This is a genomic window from Pantoea sp. USHLN298 (assembly GCF_037149395.1).
GTDB classification, from domain to species: Bacteria; Pseudomonadota; Gammaproteobacteria; order Enterobacterales; family Enterobacteriaceae; genus Pantoea; species Pantoea astica.
Window position 1 is genome coordinate 243,158 of the sequence record NZ_JBBCRO010000001.1, and the last position, 22,959, is coordinate 266,116.

The following is a 22,959-nucleotide window of genomic DNA, read 5'->3' on the forward strand; positions in this document are numbered from 1 at the left end:
TGCGTTGCTGATATTTCAGCAGTAGCCGGTGAACGTGCTTATAACCGGAGACATTCTGATGACAGAACGGACTCATCCTCTGCGCCTGGTCCTCTCTGGCGATGGCCCGCTTGCGCACGTCGCTAAGGGTACGTCCGATCGTGAATGAGAACGACTGGGTGTTGATCATTGCCCGGGCGCAGTTTGCGCTGACGATGGGGATGCATATTACCCTGGCGGCACTGACGCTGGGGCTGGCCCCTTTTCTGGTATGGTTTGAAGCGCGCTGGCTGTGGGGAAAACAGCAGGCTGCCCGTGATGCGCTGCACTTCTGGTTGACGATTTTCTCCCTGACGGTGGCGATTGGCGCGGTTTCGGGCGTGGTGATGGAGTTTCAGTTCGGTACCCACTGGGCGCGCTTCTCTCATCAGGTGGGTGGCGTTATCGGTCCGCTGATGTTTTACGAAGTGCTGGTCGCCTTTTTTCTCGAATCGGCGCTGACCGGCGTGATGCTGTTTGGCTTTAACCGCATCCGTCCTGGCGTGCATTTTGCCGTCACCTGTCTGGTGGCGTTCGGGGCGCTGCTTAGCGCGTTCTGGATACTGGCGGCCAACTCATGGATGCATACGCCAGTCGGCTTCACCCGCGATGAGAACGGCGTTTTTCTCGCTGACAGCTGGCAATCGATTTTGCTGTCACCTTCCTTTCCGTGGCGCTTCAGCCATATGGTGATGGCGTCACTGATTGCCGTGGCGGTGCTGATTATGGGCGTGGCGGCCTGGCGGCTGCGGCATTTCAAGGCGGAGGCCGCGTCGCGACTGATGCTCAACAGCGCGCTGACCTTTCTGCTGTTCGCCGTTCCGGTGCAGATCGTACTCGGCGATCTGCACGGTGAAAATACCCGCGACTATCAGCCCGCCAAACTGGCCGCCATCGAAGGCGGCTGGCATCCGCCTGCGCCGGGTGAGGGCGAGCCGCTGCGGCTGTTTGCCGTGCCGGATCAACAGGCGCAGCGCAACCATCTGGAGATCAGCCTGCCCAATCTCGGATCGCTTTATCTGCGGCACAATCTTTCCGGCCACATTAAAAGCCTGAGTGAATTTCCCGCCGATGCGATCCCGCCGGTGCTGCCGGTCTTTTTCGCCTTTCGCCTGATGGTGGGGCTGGGGATGACGATCTTACTGACCACGCTGGTGGCGAACCTGCAGCGCTGGCGTGGACGGCTGCCGGTTTCGTGGCGCTTACTGCGCTGGCTGACGTGGCTCACGCCAGCGGGCTTTGTCGCGCTGCTGTCGGGCTGGGTGGTCACCGAGGTCGGGCGGCAGCCGTGGACGGTCTACGGCATGGTGCGCACCGCTCAGAGCGTGTCGCCGCTGGCGCTGAGCACCACGCTGGGCATTTTTCTGGCGGTACTGCTGATCTACGCGCTGGTGTTTGCCCTCGGCTTACACTATCTGCTGCGCCGGATTAAAGGTGAACTGCCGTCGGGAAACCCGGTGGTCATTCAGCTGAAAACGCCCAATTAGGAGTTCGTCATGGCCGATCTCTCTGCGTTGATCATCTGTTTCTCGCTGCTGCTCTATCTGCTGCTGGATGGCACCGACCTCGGCGTGGGTATGCTGTTCTTCTGGTTTCACGATAATCAGCAGCGTGAACTGATGACCCACAGCATTCTGCCGGTCTGGGATGCTAATGAGACCTGGCTGGTGCTGGCCGCAGGCGGTTTACTGGCGCTGTTTCCCCCGGTCTACAGTCTGCTGCTCAGTGAGTTAAGCGCGCCGCTGTTTGTTATGTTACTGGCGCTGGTGGTGCGGGCGATGGCGCTGGAGTATCGCGCCCAGAGCAGCACCCGGCTGCGCCACTGGCTCGACCGTATCATGGCCAGCAGTTCGGCCCTGGCGACCTTTATTCAGGGCTGGTGCGCCGGGATGATCATCAGCGCTCAGCCGCATAGCGGCCTGCCTGACGGGCTCAGCCTGGTTCCGCTGATCAGCGGCGCAGGCTTAGTGGCGATCAATTCGCTGCTGGCCTGCTGCTGGATCGGCTGGCGCATCGGGGAGAAGGTTCAGCCGCTGGCCGAAGCGCAGAGCTGGCTGTGGTGGCTGCTGGCGCTGATGCTGTTTCTGCTTGAGCTCTATCTTAACGCCGACCTCTGGCAGCAAAGCTGGCAGCGGCCGCTGGGTAAAGTGGCTGGCGTGGCGATTGTCATGCTGTGGATTGCTTTGCCGCTGGCGCTGTGGCGCGCCCGACCGCTGGTGCAACTGATTGTGACGCTGATGCTGATAGCTGCGGTGTTTATCGGCCTGCTGTGTGGTCTCTATCCCTGGTTAGTGCCGTACCATTTCGCCATCAATGACAGTGCATCGGCCCCGGCCACCCAGGGTTTTGTGCTGGTGGGTGCGGCGATCGCCATGCCGCTGACGCTGCTTTACCACAGCTGGTCGTTCTGGATTGAACGTCGCGGTAAATAATCGGACTCCCGCTATGCTTTAGTCAGCGTTCAGTTTGGTTTGTGCAGACAGGAGACGATGCCACAGTGAAAAAAGATCATATCAGCAGTCGGGATTACCCGATCAAAGAAGATGTTCGCTGGATACGCCGCGAATGGCTGATTCAGCGCGTCGGCGAGTACCTCCTGATCTTGCTGGTGATTCTGGGTGCCTGCGGACTTTTTTCAAAAGGGGTGCTGAGTAATGGCACAACCCAGTCGCCGGATAGCGCGATTCAGGTGGAATATGAGCGGTTTGGCCGGGTTCAGAGCAACATGGATATGACCATCCGGCTCCGGTCGCCACAGGCGGAGCAGTTCAGCGTCACCCTGGGTAGCGGGGCGCTGGATAATTTGCAGATCCAGACGCTGCAGCCGCAGCCGCTGGAGGCGATCACCATCGGCAGCGATCTGCGGCTGACCTTCTCGTCGCGTGATACCGGTCCGGATCACGCTATCTGGCTCGGTTTGCAACCGCGCAGTCCTGGCCGGGTCCACGTCAGCGTCAGCAGCGGCGATCGTCCGCCGGCCCGTTTTACCCAATGGATTTATCCCTGACAGGAGTGCGTTATGGAAACGGTATTACGTGCAGCGGGTATCTATCTGGTGCTGATGGTGGTGATCAAAATTGCCGGCAGACGCACCCTGCTGCAGATGACCTCGTTCGATTTAATCCTGCTGTTGATTATCAGTGAAGCGACCCAGCAGGCGCTGCTGGGAGACGATTTTTCGGTCACCGGGGCTGCCCTGACCATTATCACGCTGGTCACGATCGATATCCTGCTGGGGAAACTGAAAAATCGTTTTCCGGTGGTGGAGCAGGCGATTGATGGCGGGCCGGTGATTCTGGTGGAGCATGGCAATTTACTGACTGAACGGATGAAAATGACCGGCATCAGCCCTGATGATGTGCTGGAAGCCGCGCGCTCCAGTCAGGGGCTTGAGCGTTTTGATCAGATTAAATATGCGGTGCTGGAGGTGAACGGCCACATTTCTGTCATCCCGCAGCCGCAAAAATAATCACCTTCTGGCCGTGCTGTCGCAGAGTGGTTTGCCGGTACGGCTTTTTTATTTCGTATCAATAAATTAGCCGCTGGCGGCTTTTGCCTCACGCTTCGCTTATTCCTGCCGTTTCCCTTGTGATTCTGTGGATTTCGTTCAGACTTAGCTTTCCACTCACGTTTTTATAACCAGAGCTGGCCTGACTCCCAATCAGCGTTATGCTTTCACGGTCAGGTTTAAAGTGAATAATTTTAGTCGTTTTACCTTCTATCCGGTCACCGGCTGGCATGTCGGGCCGTTACCCGGTCATCAGGCGCTGGTGCTGCAATTTGGCTACCACGATCCTCAGGCACCCTTCACCAAACGTCAGCAGGAGTCACTCTATTTCGGCATGACGATTGAGATGGCGAAAAAGCTGGTGGTTAACCTGTCAGAACATATTGATTACGCAGAAGAAAATGCGGAAAAGCCCTGATTCTACTGTTGTCACCGGCTCAGGGTTTATCTGACGGCGCATACACCTTTAGCGCATTCGCAATCAGGCGAAAATGTGCTGGCGTCTGTCCGACAATCTCGCCGTCCGCATTAATGTCATGCGGGCGACGGGTCTCAATGGTCAGTTCGGTCGTCGAAAATGCCCGCACGTTACGCCAGCGCCCATGGGTTCCACGCCGCAGGTAGGGCAGCAGCGCGATCAACTGCCAGCTCTGTTGCAATTCCAGACTGTAAACATCCAGCAGACCATCATCAGGAGCGGCCTGCTGTTCAACCGTCATGCCGCCGCCATAAAACCGTCCGTTGCCCACTGAGATCTGTACGGTTTTAATCGGCGTCCGTTCGCCCTGATGGATCAGCGTGGCGCTGAAAGGGCGACTCTGACGGAGCAGCCGGAAGGCGGCCAGCGCATAGCCGGCAACGCCCCAGCGCTTTTTCGATTCTGCCGTCAGATGATGCGCCAGCTGCGCGGAAAAACCGATGCTGGAGACGTTAAGGAACAGATGCTGGTTCACTTCGCCAAGATCGACCGGGCGCAGTTGTCCATCCGCGATAATCTTCACCGCCTGCTCCAGACGCGGACTGATGCCCAGGGTTCGGGCGAAATCATTGGCGGTGCCGAGCGGTAAAATGCCGAGCGGCAGACCGGTTTGCATCAGACCGGGCGCAGCGGCATTGAGGGTGCCGTCACCGCCGCCGACAATCACCGCATCAACGCGATCCGCATAGGCGCCGATCAGTTCGCTGTAGCTGCGCGAATCCTGTTCATCCGGTTGCAGCAATCGAATGCCGTAGTCGGCGAGCAGCCCTCTGGCGCGGCTGGCGTCGGTTTGTCCTTTACGTGAACGCTGATTAATCAATAGCAGGGCGGTTTTAACCTGTTCAGACATCGCTGTGGCCTATCCTTATGGCATTACAAAAGTCATGAGCCGGCAAGTACAGCACCTGTTGTGCCGGGGAACAACCCGCCTTGCGCTACTTTACGCAGCGCGACAGGCGTACCGACTGATAATAAAGATCGTCTACACTGCTAATGTTCAGGTCCACACGCAGGAGGAACAATGACGGAACACGAATTCAGAACGTTGTTAGCCGAACAGGGTTTTGATGAGCCGGTACTGGTTGAGCGCGCACCCGCCACGCAACTCGATAATCATGTCCATCCCTTTGAGGCGCTGGCCCTGATTCTCAGTGGTGATATCACCATCAGCACCGAACAGAGCGATACCACCTATCATCCCGGCGACACCTTCCATCTTCAGCCGAATGAACTGCATCGTGAGGCGTTTGGCCCGCAGGGTGTGCGTTATCTGGCGGGACGGAAATACGATTAAGCCGGCTATCGGGATGCTATGACCTCTATTGACGATCTTTTTAACCGCCTGGCGCAGTCACCGTTTCGCCAGCGCTTTCGGCTGGGGCGTGCAGAATATGACTATGTTCGCAGCCGGGATGAGGCGACACTGCGCCAGCATGCGGCAGAGTTTATCGCCCGGCGGCTGGCACCGGCCCGGCCCGCTAACGACGGTAAGCAGACGCCGATGCGCGGCCATCCGGTGTTTATCGCCCAGCATGCGACCGCTACCTGTTGCCGTGGCTGTCTCAGTAAATGGCACCAGATTGCCCCGGACCAGCCGCTCAGCGCGGAGCAGCAGGCGTATGTGGTAGCGGTGCTGCTGCAGTGGATAGCGGCTCAGATGCAGCGGCCGGCACCGGCTGCCCGACCGCAAAAAGCGCAGGTGAAACCGGATGACGATCCGCAACTGGCGTTATGGTGAGGGGGGAATATCGGGCGAATAGCGCTTTTTCTGGCGAAAACTGGCCCTTTTTCATTCCTGGTTTATTCTTAAATCTTTCCTGGCAGCGCTATGCCAGGATTAAAACCTGACACGGCAACTATTCAATACAGAGGGAATTATGAAGAAAACAATTATTGCACTGTCTGCTATTTTACTGGCTTCGCCAGTCTTTGCCGCGACCACCACAGACAACACCGTTGCGGAAGCGCATAAAGGCGCGGATACCGCTAAAGAAAAACTGCATCAGACGCAGCATCAGGGCGAAGAGATGAAACTCAAGTCCGAGCATGCGGCTGAAGGCAAAAGTGATGCCACCAGCAGCAAAGTGACCGAAGGGGCGCAGAAAGGCTGGAACAAAACTAAAGAAGGCACCGAGAAAGGCTGGGATAAAACCAAGCAGGGTGCTGAAGACCTGAAAAACAAAGCGACCAACTAAGTCGGCTGGTTTGCAGAAAAAAGAAACCCACCCTAAGGTGGGTTTTTTTTATTTCTTACTCGCGCTGGCGTTTTTTTCCGCTTCGGCGGCGGCCAGTGCCGAGACTTTGATCTCCGCTTCGGCGGCGGCATCGGCTGCCGCTGCGGCGGCTTCAGCAGCAGCTTCGGCGGCGGTATCTGACTGCTTCTTGCCTTCCTCGATCACCTCTTCATCAATCTCTTCGATATTCTCGCGGTTGTCGCGGCCCGACAGCAGATTCCAGCAGGCGATAAACAGCGCGGCGATCACCGGACCGATCACAAAGCCATTAATGCCGTAGATTTCCATGCCGCCCAGCGTGGCGATCAGGATCAGGTAGTCCGGCATTTTGGTATCTTTGCCTACCAGCAGCGGACGCAGAATGTTATCCACCAGCCCAACAATCACCACGAAGAAGCCGACCAGGAACAGACCTTTCCACAGTGCGCCGGTCGCAAAGAAGAAGATGGCCGCCGGTACCCAGATGATGGCAGAACCCACCGCCGGGATCAGTGACAGGAACGCCATCAGCGCGCCCCACAGCAGGCTGCCGTCGATGCCGGTAAACCAGAATGCCAGACCGCCGAGTATCCCCTGAACGATCCCGACCACCACGGTGCCTTTCACCGTGGCGCGCGCCACCGCAGCGAACTTCACCATCAGGTGATGCTTAACGTAGGTCGACAGCGGTAACGCTTCCAGAATCAGATGCACCAGGTAGGAACCATCTTTCAGCAGGAAAAACAGCAGGTAGAGCATCACGCCAAAGCCGACGGTAAAGCTAAAAGTGCCTTTACCGATGATGAAAGCGCTGCCCGCCACATACTGTCCTCCCTTCAGGGCGAACGACGAGAGCCTCTCCTGAATCTGGGTGGCGTTATCCAGATTATTTTCAGCCAGGTAATGTTTCGCCCAGCGCGGCAGATGCTGCAACAGGTCGGCAAACACCACCGGGAACTGCGCCGAGTTGGTCTGGAGCTTGTGATAGACCGCATTGGTTTCCACCACCAGCGACGAGGCGATAATCGCCAGTGGCGTGAACACAATCAGACAGATACAGAGCAGGGTCAGCAAGGCGGCCAGGCCGTTGCGTTCGCCCAGCCGGGTACGCAGGTAGGTTTTTAGCGGATGGAAAATAACCGCCAGAATCGCCGCCCAGAGAATCGGCGAGAAATAGGGTGAAAGCACCTCAAAAAAGGCGAGAGTCGCAATCGCCAGAATCAGAATGAAAAATCCGATATTCAATCCTTTAAAACGCATGGAAAAACCTCATGGTAAACGTCCCCTGAAAACCCTGAATGCCGTCTGTTCTGCGCATAGTCTCGCTTACGCGAGGGCTATCCGGCGAATGTCGCGTCAGGCTTTGACTCTGTAACAGCTGCCAGCAACAACACTATTCTGGCTAACAATTTGAAAGATAAGGTGGAAATAATAAACGGAGCGATCCCGCTCACAACCTGACTTTGCTGACGGAAAGCGCTTCGCTTTATTCCGACGCGCTAAATCCTACCTTAGCGTAGCGGTTTCGCCCATTATTGGTAGCAAACAGATTCACGATCGCAGGTTGCGCTGCCGATATACCGCTAAGGGCAATGAAACGATGGCGGTCAATCATGAACAGAATAGTGATGTCAGGCGTGCTGGTAATGCTGCTAAGCGGCTGCGCCACCAAACAGTATCCACAGGCAGCCGTGGTAACGCCGGAAGAGACGGCGATGCTGGATTGCAAAATGCTGGATCAGGAGATCGTGAAAGCGCACGACGTGCAGGGCGAGATTGATCACACCGGCCGTTTCGATGCGCTGACCCTGTTGGGGTTCGTCGGGGATTTCGGTCTCGGTAATGGCATTGCGAAGCTCAGCGCCAGCCATAAGGCGGATACGCGACTGCAACAGTTGCAGTCGCTAAAAGCCGCAAAGTGCAGCCAGCGTCTGGCGTAGCTGGCTGACGCCGGTCAGACCCGCGTGCGCTGGCTGACGTGCTGCATCCTGACATTTTCCGCCGCGCGTTTACCGGCGAGGAAGGCGTGATCGGAATTGTAATACTCCCACTCGCTGTAACGGCCGGAGAGATGGACATCCTGGGTCAGCAGCCACTGCCGGATCAGCGCTACGTTGCGGCTGCGCGCATGGTCATAGACCACATAGGCGTAGGGCATATCAACCTGCGACGCGCAGAGCAGCGGATCGTCAGCGCGGATCATCCCGACCCGGATGCAGTCCTGACGGCAGCGCTCAATCAGCGCTTCGCCCTCCAGCGGAAGCGGGTTGGCGGCATTGTAGGTGATCTCGCAGGTTAAGCCGAAACCGCCCGGCGGATTGCAGTGCGGGCTGGCATTGCCCTGGACGAAAATGCGATGAAACAGCGTATCACCGGGATAGTAGATCCAGTGTTTTTCGGTCAGGTCAGCGCGGCCAATCCCCAGATTAACGCAGCGTACCGAAACAAACTGCAGCTGCTGTGCCGCCTGCTGCACGTTTTCCGGTACCTCATCGCCCATCAGTTTAATCAGTTCCGGCAGCGGCATGGTGCTGATGAGTTGCTGATAACGGTAGTAGCGTCCGTCGGCCAGCAGCGCAACATGCGCCTGCGGATGAAGACGAATCAGGCGTGCCCCGGTTTCAAGCTGGCATTTGAGATGCGGCAGAAATCCGGACATCAACGCCTGGAAGCCGCCACGCAGCGGATAGCCAAAGCGGGCATTGGGACCGACCGGTTTCGCCAGCGGCTGCAGCGCGCCATCAATAATCTGCGCCAGATCCGGCAGCGGTACCCGGCCACCGAGCCACGAGGTTTCCATCTCTGTCAGCGGCACTTTCCACAGCTTCTGGTTATAGGGCAGGGCGAAGTGACGTGCGATGCCTTTGCCCCAGGTGCGCAGGATAAAGTGCTGGAAATCCTCTTCCTCCTGCACCTCGCCAACGCTGTTGCCCTCATCAGGCAGCGCACCGTCGGCGCAGCAGTCTCGTCGCTGACGTGCCCGCTCCAGCGGCACGGTGACCGGCGCGCTTTCGCCGTAACGGGCTTCAATCGCGCCCAGCACGCACTCCTTCACCACCTCAATCGGCAGACCATGCAGCGCTGACTGGAACGGATAGCGGGTAAAAACGCCGTCGGTATAGACCCAGGCTTCACGCGCCTGCCAGTGCAGGTTGTCGCCCAGCAACATCTCATACAGCTGCAGCACATACGGGTCCTGCGAAAACATAATGTGACCGGCGTAATCGAAGGTGAACCCCTGATCTTCAACCGATCGGCACCAGCCACCGGGCGTGGCATTTTTTTCCAGCAGTACCGCGCCTTCGCCATAGTGATAACCGGCGCTCAGGCCGGTCGGACCGGCACCGATAATCAGGCAGGGAACCGCCTCGCTCTCCAGCATCGCCGGGGTTAATGCGCTGACGTTGGCCTGCGGCTCTGCCAGCGATGCGGCGGGCGTGGTGAGGGACTGCTTGCGGCTTAACGCCTGCTGGATCAGCTGATCGACCTGCTCTGCCGTGCGGTCCCACGAAGTGGCATCGACTTTTGCCTGCATTTTGCCAGCCAGCGTCAGCCGGTCGGCCGCACTCAGCGCGATGGCCCGTTCACAGGCGGCGATGAACTGCTGATGATCGCCGGCGACCGCCACCTCATCGGCATAATGGCGGGCGACATCGATGATGGCGGTACTGACAATCGGCAGCTGCGCGGCCATGTATTCCAGCACTTTGGTGGGTGAAATGTAGCGGGTCGAGGCGTTGAGGGCGAAGGGCATCAGACAGACATCCCAGCCGGCAAGAAACTGTGGCAGCGCCTGATAGGGCTGCTGGCCGAGCCAGTGAATATTGTCGCGCTGCGGCAGGCTGGCCGGATCGATTTTCACCACCGGACCGACCATAACAATCTGCCAGTCGGGATGCGAGTCAGCCAGCGCGGCGATCAGCGGCAAATCGATGCGCTCATCCAGCACGCCGTAATACCCGAGGCGCTGCGCAGGAATCGTATCCTGCAACGGATGACGGTTGCTGCGATCGCGCGCCTGCTCGAAGTGGACCGCATCCACGCTGCTTGGGAAGCAGTACACCTGCGGATGTTTATCGCGTTTGGCTTCATACAGACTGGAGCCGCCGGTCAGCACCAGATCGGCGCGGGTCATCAGCGCGGATTCACGCTGCTGTAGCTGGCGCGGCGCATTGTGAAAGGCAGAAAGTTCATCCATGCAGTCATAAATCACCAGCGCCGGATTAAACGGCGTCAGCAGCGGCAGCGCCATCGGCGTATAAAACCAGACCAGCGGCTGTTCATCTTCTTCCAGCAAGGGCGCCAGCAGCAGTTGCAGCGGCGCAATCTGGCTGTCGTGAAAGCCCGCAGCCTGAATTTCCGTATGCGGCTGGATCACCGTAATATTGGCGGCCGGCTGGCTCTGATGCAGCCCTGGCGGCCCGGCTTGCCAGACCGGCTCCTCGACAAACAGCACCCGATAGTGCTGCGCCAGGCGCGTCAGCAACTGCTGCGGGCGCTGAAAAACAAATCCCCAACGTAAATGACTGAAAACAATGAGTACGGGTGGGTTCATAGTGGGCTCCTGACGATGCCGTTGTGATTGCTGGATATGTTGCAGGGTTTGCTGCGCCTGGTGTAATGCGTGGGCATAAGGTTGCTGTAACTGACGGGCGTAAGGATCGGGACCGAGCCGATCGAGATCCCATAAGCCGCTGCGGGTCCAGAAGGCTGGCTCCTCCCACAGCGGGCGATCGAGGATCGGATAGAGGCAGATGCCGAGCAGATCGACAGCCGCCAGCTGCGCCTGCGCTACTTCGGCGGCGATCTGGCTGATCCAGGCGCCGCGTCCGCTGCCGACATGGCTGGTTTCTGCCAGCAGCAGCGGGCGCTGATAGCGCTGATAAACCTGCTGCAACAGCTGATGCAGCGGCACACGGCGGGGATCGCCCAGATGCCAGTAAAGGCGCCGATTCGAGCCCTGTTCCCACTGGTTGTCGTGGTAGTAATTCACGCCGATCAGGTCGAGATAGCGCGCAGCCCCGCCGAGTTCGGGATACAGCCTGCCGCTCAGCATGTCCCACGCCTGATACTGGGTTTCGCGCATCCGCGCGGCGGTCTCCGCGCTGCTGGGATCGGCAGGATCGGCAACGATGTGGATCAGCGGATCGCAATGCAACAGGCGCGCCCGCGGATCGGCCTGCCAGATGGCTTCGCAGGCCGCCAGCGTGGCGCGCACCAGCTGCCGTTTGGCTGCATCGGCCCGATCCGCTGCCGTACAGTCGCCAGCGGCAAATAGGCCAACCGAAATGCCCCAGCTGAGAAAAGAGATTTCATTCATTGGCGAATAGACCGGCGCGGTGCGATACCACGGGGCCAGAAACTGTGCCAGCGCACCGCAGAAGGCGGCGAAACGGCTGACAAAGTCGCGATCAAACAGGCTGACACCGTCGGGCCAGCCGTAGTGGCAGAAGGTCCAGCTGATCTGGATGCCCTGCTGCTGCGCCGCCTGCATCCGGGCAGCCACGTCTGAAAAGTCATAGCGGCCATGCCGTTCGCACAAACGCCAGCCCGCACTTTCGCGTACGGTGCGGATAGCAAAGGGCGCCAGCGCGGCGTAATCCTCTGCTGCACGCGCCTGGTGTTGATTGAGCGCATTCATCGACAGCGCAACACCGGCGGGATTAACGTGATCGGCACCTTCATAGCCGGCCTGCCAGAAACTGATAAAGGGGGTCATGGCATCTCCCATAAAACAGCAACAGTTCGCCCGCTGACAGGCCGTCCGCGGACGGGTCAGGTTGGGGTACAGGTATGCAAAGCAGACTGGCCGATGATGCCACTCTGAACGGGCGGGCAATCCTTGCCAAAAGCAACCGACACTGAGCCGCAGGCGCAGAGTCCTGTCGCATTGACGACGAGTGAGAGATAGCGGGTGGAAGCACGCAGCGCTATCGGCAGGAGAAAAAGTTCTGGCTTCTCGTAGAGTTACTGAACCTTGTGGAAGCCTTACTGGAAAGTATAGGTAAGGTGAGACTCTTCGCAATGTATTGAAGTAAAAAGAAAAAGCACAGCGGCAGAATGTAGCCGCTATAAATCAGGAAAATTTAAGCATCAGCGTTTTGCGGCTGACGATAAGCGAAACGTGACCAGAACCACAGGCTTTTCAGCTTTGTGAACCTTTTCCATGAGATGCAAACCGGGCAGACTTCGCGGCCTGCGGGTTGCTGCTTCGCTTGCCTTTTCATCCAGCGCCAGCAAGATTAATTAATCACTGGCCTCGATCGGCAGGCCGTTAATTGACCGATCAGCGGGTCGCGGCTCTTTTTCACTGACAGGATGTTTCACAGGATATGTTCTCTTTCGACTGGCACCGCTTTTTACTCAACGATCAACCGGCCACTTTTCTGTTGGAGGTGGTGGCACGGGTGATGATCGCCTATCTGGTGGTCTTCACCTTTTTAAAAGTCTCAGGCCGGCGCGGTGTGCGTCAGCTATCGCTGTTTGAACTGGTGGTGATTCTGACGCTGGGTTCCGCTTCGGGCGATGTGACCTTCTATGACGACGTGCCGGTCCTGCCGGTGATCATGGTGTTTGTGGTGTTGCTGACGCTCTACCGGCTGACCACCATGCTGACGGCGCGCAGCCCGCGCTTTTCGCGACTGATTCAGGGAGAGGTGATTACGCTGATCAAACAGGGTTTATACGTGCTGGAGAGCCTCGATCATCTGAACATTTCGGAGGATGAGTTCTATATGGAGCTGCGACAGAGTGGGGTCGAGCACCTGGGGCAGATCCGGCTGGCGCTGGTGGAGGTGGATGGTCAGCTGAGTATTTACTTCTACGACGATGATGAGATGCGCGCCGGTTTAAGCGTGTTACCGCCCGAACACCGTCAGGATTTCGACACCGTGCCGCACAGCGGGCTTTACGCCTGTACCCACTGCGGCCAGACGCAGCAGATTGCGGGTCAGCAGCAGGCTGTCTGCCCGCGTTGCCAGCGACAGCGCTGGTCCGCAGCGCTGAAAACCCGCCGCCTGCACTGACCGCGCGTCACGTCAGGGCAGCGGGTGAGTTCCTGCGAAACAGGCGCTGAGCGGACGAATTTGCTGGCCGTCGGGGGTGAAGTTGTCGGCGGCCAGCCAGTCGCTCAGGGCGCGCCGGATGTCAGGCCATTCAGGGTCAATGACCGAGAGCCAGTCGGTATCCCGGTTGCGTTGTTTACGCGTCATGGCCTGACGAAAGCGCGCCTCAAAGCGAAAACCCAGTCGTTCGGCCGCCCGTCGTGAGGCGAGGTTGGTTGAGTCACAGCGCCAGGCGACCCGACGGTAGCCGAGCGAAAAGGCCTGTTGCAGCAGCAAAAAAATCGCTTCACTGCCCAGAGCGCTGCGCTGCATCAGGGGCGACCAGGTAACGTGTCCGATTTCTATCGCACCGTTGCGGGTTTCAATACTGGCAAAGCAGACCACGCCCAGCGGCTGCTGCTGGCGGTTGCAGACCGCATAGGGCACCAGACCGGTATCGGCTACCTTTTCTGCGATCCACTGCTGCATCTGCGCCAGCGAAGCCGGACGCTCAGCGCCCAGCCAGCTCCAGTCCCGATCGTCCGGGGCCAGCATAAAAGCCTGCAACAGGCATTCCGCATGGTCCTGATGCAGTGGCAGCAGGCTGCCATGCTGGCCCGGCAGCGGCTGGCGAGGCGGGATGGTGACCGGCTGCCAGTCGGGCAGCGCGTTACCGACCGGCTGATTATCGTGATAGGGGTTCAACGGCGTTCTCCTGCGGCAAAAGGGGCGTCAGAAAGGGAGGTAGCTGCAAGCCGGACCGATACCCTTCAGGCCTGAACGGCTGTTTTAACGGCGCTTAAACCGGTAGCGGCTTGTTCCCGCTCACCACATAACTTTGCCTGCCACTGACAGAAAATCAAACAGATTCGGGCAGCATAGCGACCTTCTTCCCCCTCCAGGAGTCACCGATGAGTATCAGGCTGGCCAGCGCGTTGCTGTTTTTATTGTTATCGTTCGGCGCTTTTTCACAACAGGTGATCGGTGAAAGTCATCCCCATTCACGCAGCGCACGGTTACTGGAGCAGGGGAATCTGGCGGATACCGCCGATACGCCGGATGAACATCTGCAGGAGCCACGGTCACCGCGCGTCAGCCTGCAGCGCAAGCCGTGGCTGTTATAGTCGCCCGGTGCTGCCGGCTGAAAAGGGAGCCGGTGACACCGGGCAGGTGGGTTACAGCGTGGCCTGAGTGGCGGTCATGCCGGGTACCAGAATCACTTTGCGGCAATCTTCCTGGCGCTTCTCAAAGATTTCATAGCCGCGCGCCGCATCTTCCAGCGGCAGGTGATGAGTGACAATCTCTTCCGGTTTCAGATGACCCTGTTCGATCAGTTTAAGCAGATCCGGCAGGTAGGCGTGAACGTGGGTCTGGCCCATCTTAAAGGTCAGCCCTTTATCAAACGCATCGCCGAACAGGAAGCCGTGGATAAATCCGGCGTAGACGCCCGGCACGCTGACGATGCCGCCACGCCGCACCGCGGCAATACACTGACGCAGCGCCTTGCCGCTGCTGCCTTCCAGCTTGAGGTTGCTGAGCACGGTTTCCGTCAGGCTGCCTTTGGCTTCGAATCCCACCGCATCGATCACCGCATCCACTCCCCGATGACCTGCGCTGTGTTCGATAATCCAGCCCGCCGGGTCGTTGATCTGATCAAAGTTGATCGGAATCACGCCGTAGCGATCGCGGGCAAAGTTCAGGCGATAATCGTTATGATCGATCATGTAGATCTGTTCCGCGCCCTCCAGGCGGGCACAGGCGGCGCTGAGTAATCCCACCGGTCCGGCACCAAAAATGGCAACGCTGGAGCCCGGTTTCACTTCAGCATTTTTAACCGCCTGCCAGGCGGTGGGCAGGATATCGGAGAGGAACAGCACTTTCTCATCGGATAACAGCGACGGTACTTTGAACGGGCCGGTATTGGCTTTCGGCACCCGGACATATTCCGCCTGTCCGCCCGGCACGCCGCCATAGAGTTTGCTGTAGCCAAACAGCGCAGCGGGCGGCGTTATGTTTTTACGGTTAAGGATGGCACCGCGACCGCTGTTGGTGGTTTCACAGGCGGCATACTGATGCAGATGGCAGAAGAAACAGTCGCCACAGGCGATAACAAACGGAATGACGACCCGATCGCCTTTGGCGACGGCCGTAACGGCGCTACCGGCTTCCACTACTTCACCCATAAATTCATGACCGAAGATATCGCCATGACCGGTACCGGGGATCTTGCCACGGTAGAGATGCAGGTCCGAGCCGCAAATCGCGGTGGCGGTGACGCGCAGAATGATGTCATCGTCAGCTTCCAGACCCGGATCGGGGACGTTATCCACGCTGACTTTATGCGGACCGTGATAGGTTAATGCTTTCATCTGTTCAACTCCTGCTGATGAGTGTATGCGGCATGAAAAAAGACTCGCCGCGACAAAGCGGGGGCAGACTCAGGGAACCTGAAATCGAAACCTGTCTGAAGTGTAGCCAGCATCCGGACAGTAAGCAGAGCGGTGGGGCAGACGGGCGGCGTTAAGCCGTTAATGAGGTCTGGGCACGCCTGCCGCCAGCAGGAGGCGCGTACTCAGTCAGGCAGGGTGCTGAAGGCGCGCCGGTAAACGGTATCGATTTGTGGCGGAACCTGTTCGATGTAGCGTCGCGCATGCTTACGTGTTTCACCTTCCAGCCGCTGCAGATAATCCAGCGCCTCATCCAGGGTAGGAATGCGACCTTCTGTTCCGTCGATGCAGGCGGGCAAGGCGGTCCAAATCAGCCCTTCAATGCCTCTGGCACGCGCCCAGTCCGCCAGCGGTCCCACCGCCGTCTCCGTCACCGTCAGTATACCCAGCCCATCGTCGCGGCTTTCCGGAATGCCTTCCCGCTCACGCAGCGCGCCACAGGCGGTCTCCAGTGAGGCGGTATTCAGCCAGGCCCACAGCACCGGGACCGGCGTGGCATTCAGGCAGATGGCCGTCGCCAGTTCACCGCCTTCGCTGATGCGGACAAACTCAATCGGCACCGCTGGACCATCGCAGTGCCAGGGGCTGGCAACCGGCAGCGCCCCTGATTTCCAGATCAGCGATCCCCATCCAAGGCAGGCAATTTTCATTCTCTTCTCCTGTGTCATAGCGTCAGCGTAACGCCTGAAGCATAGCTAAAGCGTAGCCCGTCTGACGCAATCATCGCGCCGATGACCTGACGTCAGTGCGGCAAAACAGGCTGAAAAATGGCATCATCGGCTATGGTCGTTGCGCACAACCTGACGGTTTTTTCAGCGATGTATGCGCAGTAAGCCGCATAACTTGAACTTTTATCGTCAGGTAGTGTAAAAAGAGGCGCACGCAATCGATTACCTTTGCGCCAGCGGATCGGAATACCACCTGCCGATGCGGCTGACGCAGTGATGTCTGGCCCGGAGCGGACGCTGCAACACTTTCCGTTCTGGCTGTCAGATAACCGGCGGCTTTTAACAGGGAATAGCAGATGAAAACCACGCAAACGAGCACGCTGGGCGCGCTTGAACGTGACGCTGATACGGCATGGCGTAAAACCGATACGATGTGGATGCTGGGCTTATACGGCACCGCGATTGGCGCGGGTGTGCTGTTCCTGCCGATCAATGCTGGCGTCGGGGGACTGATTCCGCTGATCATTATGGCGATCCTCGCCTTTCCGCTGACCTTCTTTGCCCACCGCGCCCTGACGCGCTTTGTGCTTTCCGGTAAAAATCCGGCTGGCGACATCACCGACGTGGTGGAAGAGCACTTTGGCTCTGGCGCCGGTAAGCTGATTACGCTGCTCTATTTCTTCGCTATCTACCCGATTCTGCTGATGTACAGCGTGGCGATTACCAATACGGTGGAGAGCCTGATGGTCAATCAGCTCGGACTGGTACCACCGCCGCGCGTGCTGCTGTCGCTGCTGCTGATTGTCGGCCTGATGACCATTGTGCGTTTCGGTGAGCAGATGATCGTTAAAGCGATGAGCGTGCTGGTCTATCCGTTTGTCGCGGTCCTGATGCTGATGGCCTGCTATCTGATCCCGCACTGGCACGGTGCCGCGCTGACGACGCTGAGCAGCGCAACGCCCAGCGGAAACGGTTTATGGATGACGCTGTGGCTGGCAATTCCGGTGATGGTGTTCTCTTTTAACCACTCGCCGATCATCTCGTCATTTGCGCTGGCGAAACGTGAAGAGTATGGCGACGCGGCACAGAAAAAGTGTTCACGTATTCTGGCCTGCGCCCACCTGCTGATGGTGATAACGGTGATGTTTTTTGTCTTCAGCTGCGTGCTGAGCCTGTCGCCCGCCGATCTGCACGCGGCGAAGGCGCAAAACATCACCATCCTCTCCTATCTGGCGAACCATTTTCAGGTGCCGGTTATCGCCTGGCTGGGGCCGATCATTGCGATTGTGGCGATCACCAAATCGTTCCTCGGCCACTATCTTGGCGCGCGGGAAGGCTTTAACGGCATGGTGAATAAAGCGCTGCGCAGCCGCGGTAAACAGATGGCGCCTGCCCGGCTGAACCGCCTGACCTCCCTGTTTATGCTGCTGACGACCTGGCTGGTGGCTACGCTCGATCCCAACATTCTTGGGATGATTGAGACGCTCGGCGGCCCGGTGATTGCGATGATCCTGTTCCTGATGCCGATGTACGCGATTCAGAAAGTCCCGGCGATGCGTCAGTACAGTGGCAAAATCAGCAACCTATTTGTGGTGCTGACCGGCCTGATTGCTATCTCTGCGATCTTCTACTCACTGGCGCACTGAGCGGTACCCGCGTAGGCCAGTTATCAATCTGCTGCTTCCATACGGCGGATATGGGCCAGCAGTTCGTCCGCCTGCTGTTCGGCAAAAACGGCAATGCCGTGCTGACGTAACAGGGCGGCGGCAACGCCCGCGCCGCGCCGCCGTTGACCGCTAAAGCGACCGTCATAAATGCCCTGACTGCCGCAGGTCGGGCTGCCATCGCTGAGCAGGGCGTAGCGGCATCCGGCCTGCTGTGCAGTTTCGAGTGCCAGATTTGCGGCGAGCAGATAAATCCGGGTCACATCACGCCCGTCAGACTCCACCACACGGGCTCGTCCCGCCAGCACATCGGCACCGCTGCCGCCGACAATCTCCGCCGGCAGGCGTGGCGTCGGCAAACCGGCGGCCAGTTCAGGGCAGTGAACCACCAGCCGCTGTTCACGCTGCCACTGTGCCAGCGCGGCCAGCACCCATTTTTTGTCACTGCCGTTGTAGCGCACCCGAAACCCCATCAGGCAAGCGCTAATCAATATCCTCGCGCGACGATCCTGCATGTTCATCGGCCTCCCGGCTGACGTATTTATTCAGCAATGGTTTACTTTTGTTACTTATTAGCATGTTAGAGTTAACGCGAATAATTATTATTCCTTAATCGGGTGCTGAGAAAATGAAAACCAGGCTGCTTGCCGCCACCACATTGTTGCTGTCAACCGCCTGTGCGGCCACCACCTATCCGGTCACGGTGACCGATCTGGATGGGCAAACCATCACGCTGCAAAAAGAGCCGCAGCATCTGATTTTGCAGGATGGTCGCGACATTCTGGCGCTGGCGTTACTCGACCGGCAAAATCCGTTTCAGCGGGTGGTGGCGTGGAATAACCTGCCGAAAAAACAGGATACCCAGACCTGGGATCTGCTGAAGCAACGCTGGCCAGAAGCGACGTCAATCGTTGATATGGGCTTTAATGACCAGGGCCAGGTCGATCTGGAGAGCGTTCTGGCGAAGCAGCCCGATCTGATGATTGCGCAGCTGCGCGCGAAACCGGCGCTGACCCAGTCGGGTGTACTGGCGACCTTAAAAAATCTGCATATCCCGGTGCTGTTCATCGACGATGAGCTGAAGCCGAAGCAGAATACGGTGCCGGGTATCACGCTGCTGGGTAAAGTGCTGAACCGCGAAGCCGAGGCTAAAGCCTATATCGATTTTTACCAGCAGCGCTGGCAGCGGATTCAGCAGGGCGTGGCGCAGGTGCAGCACAAGCCGACAGTATTTATCGAGCCGATAGCCGGTAACAGCGATAACTGTTGTTTTACCCACGGCCATAACGGCTGGGGCGCGCTGGTGGAAGCGGTAGGTGGCAAAAATATTGGCTCGGCGCTGCTGCCAGGCAGTTCAGGCTTTGTCTCACTGGAAAAAATCATCGCCATGAAGCCGGATGTCTACATCATGACCGGCTCAAAACGGCCCAACAGCAACGTACTGCCGTTTGGTTATGGGGCGACTCAGGCTGAAATTACCGCGACTTTTAATCGCCTGCTGAGCCGTACCGGCCTGGCGCAGATCGCCCCGGTGAAGCAACAGCGGGTCTACGGTCTCTATCACCATTTCTATAACCATCCGTACAACATTATCGGCATGGAAATTCTGGCAAAAGATCTCTATCCGCAGACCTTCAGCGATGTTGATCCCACCGCTGATTATCATTACCTGGTCAGCCACTTTACCCGGCTACCGGATTCGCCAATCATTCTCAGTACGCCCTGATCCGGCGCGATAGAGAGCGCATCGGCCGATGCCCTGATTATTGCCGGGCCTGAAGCCGTCAGCGGCGATCGGGTTTCGCCGCTGGCCGCCATCCCGCCATTGGGTTTCGGCCTGCTCGTTACGCTGTTCGGGTTAATAAGGCGTCTGGCAAAAATGGAGCAAAATCGGGTTACTGTTAAGAAAGCGATAAGTAAGCGTAATAGTATGTAAGTTACCGTTTTTTAAGACTTTTACTGATGCTGATGCGTCATATTATTGCCACTATGATGCTCAACGGTGCCTGAATAGCCGTTTCTTCGGAGGCAGTACCATGAAAAAAACAACGTTAACACTTATCGCTTCACTTTTTGCATGCAGCACCCTGTTTTCTCACACCGCACTGGCGGATGGCCCGGGCGACGATCATGGTCAGCGCTGGCAGCAGGGCGGTCAATCGCACGCTGACAATCATGGTCAGGGACAAGGTCGGGGCAACGGTCACGACAACGGCAGGGGGCACGATCGTGCCGATAATGACCGACATAATAACGACCGGCACAACGATGGCCGGCGCGATGACCGCGATCACTTTGCCTGGAACGGTCACGATTTCCGCCGCGGTCATGCGATCCCGTCGGAATATCGCGGCGATCGCTATCGCATCAACGACTGGCACGACCGGGGCTTACGTGAACCGCCTCGTGGCGAACACTGGGCCTACATTGACGGTAACTATGTGCTGATTGCGGCCGCGACCGGCATTATTACCTCGCTGATCCTGAGTAGCGCGCTGCACTAAGTCACCGAACTCAGCTCCCGACCAGGGTGTGACGGATGGCAATCGCCGTCCGTCACTCTTTCCGTTTTGCCGCGCCAGCAGCTATCCTGACAGTCCACTCAGAAAACCTTCGCGTGTAAGGAGTCATGATGACGACGGTTAAGATGGTTGCGGTAGATATGGATGGCACCTTTCTGGATGACCAGAAGCAGTACAATCGATCCCGCTTTCTTGCCTGCTATCAGCAGCTCACCGCCCGTGACATTAAATTTGTCGTCGCCAGCGGCAATCAGTATTACCAGCTCAAATCATTTTTCCCGGAGATCGCCTGCGACATCGCCTTTGTGGCGGAGAACGGCGCGTGGATTATCGATCGTGATGAAGAGCTGTTCTGCGGTGCCTTTGAACGTCGCGATGTGGAAGCGGTGATCGACACCCTGCAAAACGGTCACTATCCCGGCCTGCGTTATCTGCTGTGTGGACGTAACAGTGCTTATTACTTTGATGGCATGGAAGAGAGCTGGCTGGTTAAGATGCGGCACTACTGTCACCGCCTCAGGCCGATTCACCAGCTGGATGAGACGGGCGACGATCGGCTGTTCAAATTCGCGCTGAATCTGTCAGATGACTACATCGAACCGCTGATGGCGGATATCGAACATCTGCATCAGGGCAAGGTGGCGGCGACGTCCAGCGGACACGGCTCCGTTGACCTGATTGTGCCGGGTCATCACAAAGCTAACGGCCTGAATCTGCTGGCGCAGCGCTGGGGGATCAGCCACGACCAGGTGCTGGCGTTTGGCGATGGCGGCAACGATCTGGAGATGCTGAAACAATCGGGCTTCAGCTTTGCCATGGCCAACGCGCCGGATCGGGTTAAACAGGCGGCCCGCTATCTTGCGCCTGCCAACAATCAGCAAGGGGTGTTACAGGTGATTGAGCAGATGCTGGCAGGCGAGGGGCCGTTCGCTTCTCCGGCGGGCTGACGCGCAGCCGGTCGCGCCTGGCTGCGGCTGCGGAGCAGCTAATCCCTTTGCATGGATCAGTCGGTGAGCGTCCACGCCTCTGCAAGCATGGCGTGCATCTGTTCGCGACTGTAATTCACCAGCGAATTTTTACTGTTGGCGCGCGCCAGCACCCATTCGGCTTCTGCCGTGGTCAGGGTGGGGCCATCGCGCCAGAACGGGGTAATCGCCCGCTGTTGCAGCCACTGCTTCAGGAAGCGTGCCGGTGAATCGGTCGGCTCGCTGAACAGCTGCGGATGCAGCTCATCCATCAAGGCGCGCTGCTGCGGATGGTGGCTGTCGGCCAGCTGGTCGAGGAACGGAAACAGCAGGCGTCCGCACACTTCACCGTGGTGAAACGGTTTGATCGCCCCCAGTTCACCGGCAATCCCATGAATAACGCCCAGCCCGGCGCTGCTCAGACTGACGCCGCCCAGCCAGGAGGCCATCATCATCGCCTCGCGTGCCCGATCGCCTTCGGCATCATGCCGGTTGAGATCCGGCCAGGCCTGAACAAACTGGCGCAGGCCGGTCAGCGCCAGCTGGCGGGTAAACAGATTGCCTTTGCCTGAAAGCCAGGCCTCAAACAGATGGGTGAAGGCATCAATGCCGCAGGTCGCCAGTACATGATCGGGAGCGCCTTTCAGCAGATCGGGATCGAGAATCGCCACCTGCGGCACAAAGACCGGATGGCGCAGCGAGGCTTTGACCTGGATATCGCGCTGATCGGTGACCACCGCATTTTGCGTTACTTCACTGCCGGTACCGGCGGTGGTCGGCACCGCAATCAGCGGCAGCGTCACCGGCTGCACCGGCGTGTCGCCCACTTTCTCCAGATAACGCGCGGTCGGCAGCGGATGCTGCATCATCGCACTGAAGGCTTTAGCAGCATCCAGCACGCTGCCGCCGCCAATCGCCACCACGCGGTCAACATGCCCACGCCAGCGCGCGACCCAGCCATCAATCTCTGCGGGTGAGGCTTCATGACTGACAATTTCGTAGCCAATAATCTGCTGATTAAGCTCTGCTTTCAGGCGGTCATAGGCCGGTCCCTGCAAAAACGATTGTCCGCAAAACAGCAGGGTGGGCAGCGACTCCGCCGCCAGCATCGGCACCAGCTTATCCAGACTGCCGCGTCCAGACAGGGTTCGTTGATTACCGTACAGCTCACTCAGATTCTCACTCACCAGCGCATCCTTTTACATTTTCGCTAAAATCTGAGTGTAACGAAAAGCGCGCCGCCTGCGCTGGCAATCTTTCTGATAACGCATTTGCAAAAAGTTGATCACCTTCGCAAAACAGAAATTCACTGGCGGCGGGGTGGTGCTTTCCTGCGCATGTTACCCTTAACATGTTATCGGTAACAGCGGTTGTCGGAATGTTAAAAATTCTTACAGGCGCACTGTTTTGTAGCCCTCAGGGGATGATGATAA

23 protein-coding genes are annotated in these 22,959 nt (G+C 58.1%); 15 read left to right on the plus strand and 8 right to left on the minus strand.

Annotation, left to right across the window (positions count from 1 at the left end):
• Positions 1-140: 140 nt before the first annotated feature.
• The 5 genes from WFK59_RS01245 to WFK59_RS01265 all read left to right on the plus strand — a co-directional run bounded on the left by WFK59_RS01245 (position 141) and on the right by WFK59_RS01265 (position 3,944).
• Positions 141-1,505, plus strand: a complete 1,365-nt coding sequence (locus WFK59_RS01245) for a cytochrome ubiquinol oxidase subunit I (protein WP_233984963.1) — start codon at positions 141-143, stop codon at positions 1,503-1,505.
• A 9-nt stretch (positions 1,506-1,514) separates the two neighbouring features.
• A complete protein-coding gene (locus WFK59_RS01250; RefSeq protein ID WP_336754841.1) occupies positions 1,515-2,450 on the plus strand; it encodes a cytochrome d ubiquinol oxidase subunit II in 936 nt (311 codons plus the stop codon).
• 65 nt (positions 2,451-2,515) lie between these two features.
• Complete coding sequence (locus WFK59_RS01255; protein WP_336754843.1) at positions 2,516-3,025, plus strand: hypothetical protein; 510 nt, start codon at positions 2,516-2,518, stop codon at positions 3,023-3,025.
• Between the two features lie 12 nt (positions 3,026-3,037).
• Entirely contained in the window at positions 3,038-3,487 is a 450-nt protein-coding gene (locus WFK59_RS01260; RefSeq protein WP_094119596.1) for a DUF421 domain-containing protein, read from the plus strand.
• 223 nt (positions 3,488-3,710) lie between these two features.
• A complete protein-coding gene (locus WFK59_RS01265) occupies positions 3,711-3,944 on the plus strand; it encodes a hypothetical protein (RefSeq protein WP_233984960.1) in 234 nt (77 codons plus the stop codon).
• A 19-nt stretch (positions 3,945-3,963) separates the two neighbouring features.
• On the opposite strand, the gene WFK59_RS01270 is transcribed toward WFK59_RS01265, so the two are convergent.
• A complete protein-coding gene (locus WFK59_RS01270; RefSeq protein ID WP_336754844.1) occupies positions 3,964-4,854 on the minus strand; it encodes a lipid kinase in 891 nt (296 codons plus the stop codon).
• 171 nt (positions 4,855-5,025) lie between these two features.
• Here WFK59_RS01270 and WFK59_RS01275 point away from each other — a divergent pair, with 171 nt between their 5' ends.
• The 3 genes from WFK59_RS01275 (at position 5,026) to WFK59_RS01285 (ending at position 6,199) form a co-directional block, all read left to right on the plus strand.
• Complete coding sequence (locus WFK59_RS01275; protein WP_094119599.1) at positions 5,026-5,298, plus strand: cupin domain-containing protein; 273 nt, start codon at positions 5,026-5,028, stop codon at positions 5,296-5,298.
• Between the two features lie 18 nt (positions 5,299-5,316).
• Entirely contained in the window at positions 5,317-5,742 is a 426-nt protein-coding gene (locus WFK59_RS01280; protein WP_336754845.1) for a DUF4186 domain-containing protein, read from the plus strand.
• A gap of 139 nt (positions 5,743-5,881) precedes the next feature.
• Positions 5,882-6,199 (plus strand): hypothetical protein, encoded by a 318-nt coding sequence (locus WFK59_RS01285; RefSeq protein ID WP_233984957.1) that lies wholly within the window; start codon positions 5,882-5,884, stop codon positions 6,197-6,199.
• Between the two features lie 48 nt (positions 6,200-6,247).
• On the opposite strand, the gene WFK59_RS01290 is transcribed toward WFK59_RS01285, so the two are convergent.
• Positions 6,248-7,477, minus strand: a complete 1,230-nt coding sequence (locus WFK59_RS01290) for an AI-2E family transporter (RefSeq protein WP_233984956.1) — start codon at positions 7,475-7,477, stop codon at positions 6,248-6,250.
• 353 nt (positions 7,478-7,830) lie between these two features.
• On the opposite strand from WFK59_RS01290, the gene WFK59_RS01295 reads away from it, so the two are divergent.
• A complete protein-coding gene (locus WFK59_RS01295) occupies positions 7,831-8,157 on the plus strand; it encodes a hypothetical protein (RefSeq protein ID WP_233984955.1) in 327 nt (108 codons plus the stop codon).
• 14 nt (positions 8,158-8,171) lie between these two features.
• On the opposite strand, the gene WFK59_RS01300 is transcribed toward WFK59_RS01295, so the two are convergent.
• Entirely contained in the window at positions 8,172-11,936 is a 3,765-nt protein-coding gene (locus tag WFK59_RS01300) for an FAD-dependent oxidoreductase (protein ID WP_336754846.1), read from the minus strand.
• A 613-nt stretch (positions 11,937-12,549) separates the two neighbouring features.
• Here WFK59_RS01300 and WFK59_RS01305 point away from each other — a divergent pair.
• Complete coding sequence (locus tag WFK59_RS01305; RefSeq protein ID WP_336754847.1) at positions 12,550-13,242, plus strand: DUF421 domain-containing protein; 693 nt, start codon at positions 12,550-12,552, stop codon at positions 13,240-13,242.
• Positions 13,243-13,254: 12 nt separating this feature from the next.
• On the opposite strand, the gene WFK59_RS01310 is transcribed toward WFK59_RS01305, so the two are convergent.
• Positions 13,255-13,965, minus strand: coding sequence for a GNAT family N-acetyltransferase (locus tag WFK59_RS01310; RefSeq protein WP_233984952.1), 711 nt, complete (start codon positions 13,963-13,965; stop codon positions 13,255-13,257).
• Between the two features lie 206 nt (positions 13,966-14,171).
• On the opposite strand from WFK59_RS01310, the gene WFK59_RS01315 reads away from it, so the two are divergent.
• Positions 14,172-14,384 carry a hypothetical protein gene (locus WFK59_RS01315; protein ID WP_336754848.1) on the plus strand — a complete coding sequence of 71 codons (213 nt, stop codon included), beginning with the start codon at positions 14,172-14,174 and terminating at the stop codon, positions 14,382-14,384.
• Positions 14,385-14,435: 51 nt separating this feature from the next.
• Here the strand turns inward: WFK59_RS01315 and WFK59_RS01320 are convergent, their stop codons facing one another.
• A complete protein-coding gene (locus tag WFK59_RS01320) occupies positions 14,436-15,629 on the minus strand; it encodes a zinc-dependent alcohol dehydrogenase (protein ID WP_233984950.1) in 1,194 nt (397 codons plus the stop codon).
• 203 nt (positions 15,630-15,832) lie between these two features.
• Positions 15,833-16,357, minus strand: coding sequence for a hypothetical protein (locus tag WFK59_RS01325; protein WP_233984949.1), 525 nt, complete (start codon positions 16,355-16,357; stop codon positions 15,833-15,835).
• A gap of 374 nt (positions 16,358-16,731) precedes the next feature.
• On the opposite strand from WFK59_RS01325, the gene WFK59_RS01330 reads away from it, so the two are divergent.
• Positions 16,732-18,021, plus strand: a complete 1,290-nt coding sequence (locus WFK59_RS01330; RefSeq protein WP_336754849.1) for an HAAAP family serine/threonine permease — start codon at positions 16,732-16,734, stop codon at positions 18,019-18,021.
• A gap of 23 nt (positions 18,022-18,044) precedes the next feature.
• Here WFK59_RS01330 and WFK59_RS01335 read toward each other — a convergent pair whose 3' ends face one another.
• The gene (locus tag WFK59_RS01335; RefSeq protein ID WP_336754850.1) at positions 18,045-18,554 is read right to left on the minus strand and encodes a DUF523 domain-containing protein; all 510 of its coding nucleotides are present in this window, start codon (positions 18,552-18,554) and stop codon (positions 18,045-18,047) included.
• 113 nt (positions 18,555-18,667) lie between these two features.
• Between WFK59_RS01335 and WFK59_RS01340 the strand changes: the two genes are divergently transcribed.
• The 3 genes from WFK59_RS01340 (at position 18,668) to WFK59_RS01350 (ending at position 21,508) form a co-directional block, all read left to right on the plus strand.
• Positions 18,668-19,765, plus strand: a complete 1,098-nt coding sequence (locus WFK59_RS01340; RefSeq protein ID WP_336754851.1) for an ABC transporter substrate-binding protein — start codon at positions 18,668-18,670, stop codon at positions 19,763-19,765.
• Positions 19,766-20,075: 310 nt separating this feature from the next.
• Entirely contained in the window at positions 20,076-20,543 is a 468-nt protein-coding gene (locus WFK59_RS01345) for an RcnB family protein (protein ID WP_336754852.1), read from the plus strand.
• 128 nt (positions 20,544-20,671) lie between these two features.
• Entirely contained in the window at positions 20,672-21,508 is an 837-nt protein-coding gene (locus tag WFK59_RS01350; RefSeq protein WP_336754853.1) for a Cof-type HAD-IIB family hydrolase, read from the plus strand.
• A 56-nt stretch (positions 21,509-21,564) separates the two neighbouring features.
• Here the strand turns inward: WFK59_RS01350 and WFK59_RS01355 are convergent, their stop codons facing one another.
• Positions 21,565-22,713 (minus strand): iron-containing alcohol dehydrogenase, encoded by a 1,149-nt coding sequence (locus WFK59_RS01355; protein ID WP_293001418.1) that lies wholly within the window; start codon positions 22,711-22,713, stop codon positions 21,565-21,567.
• Positions 22,714-22,959: the final 246 nt, after the last annotated feature.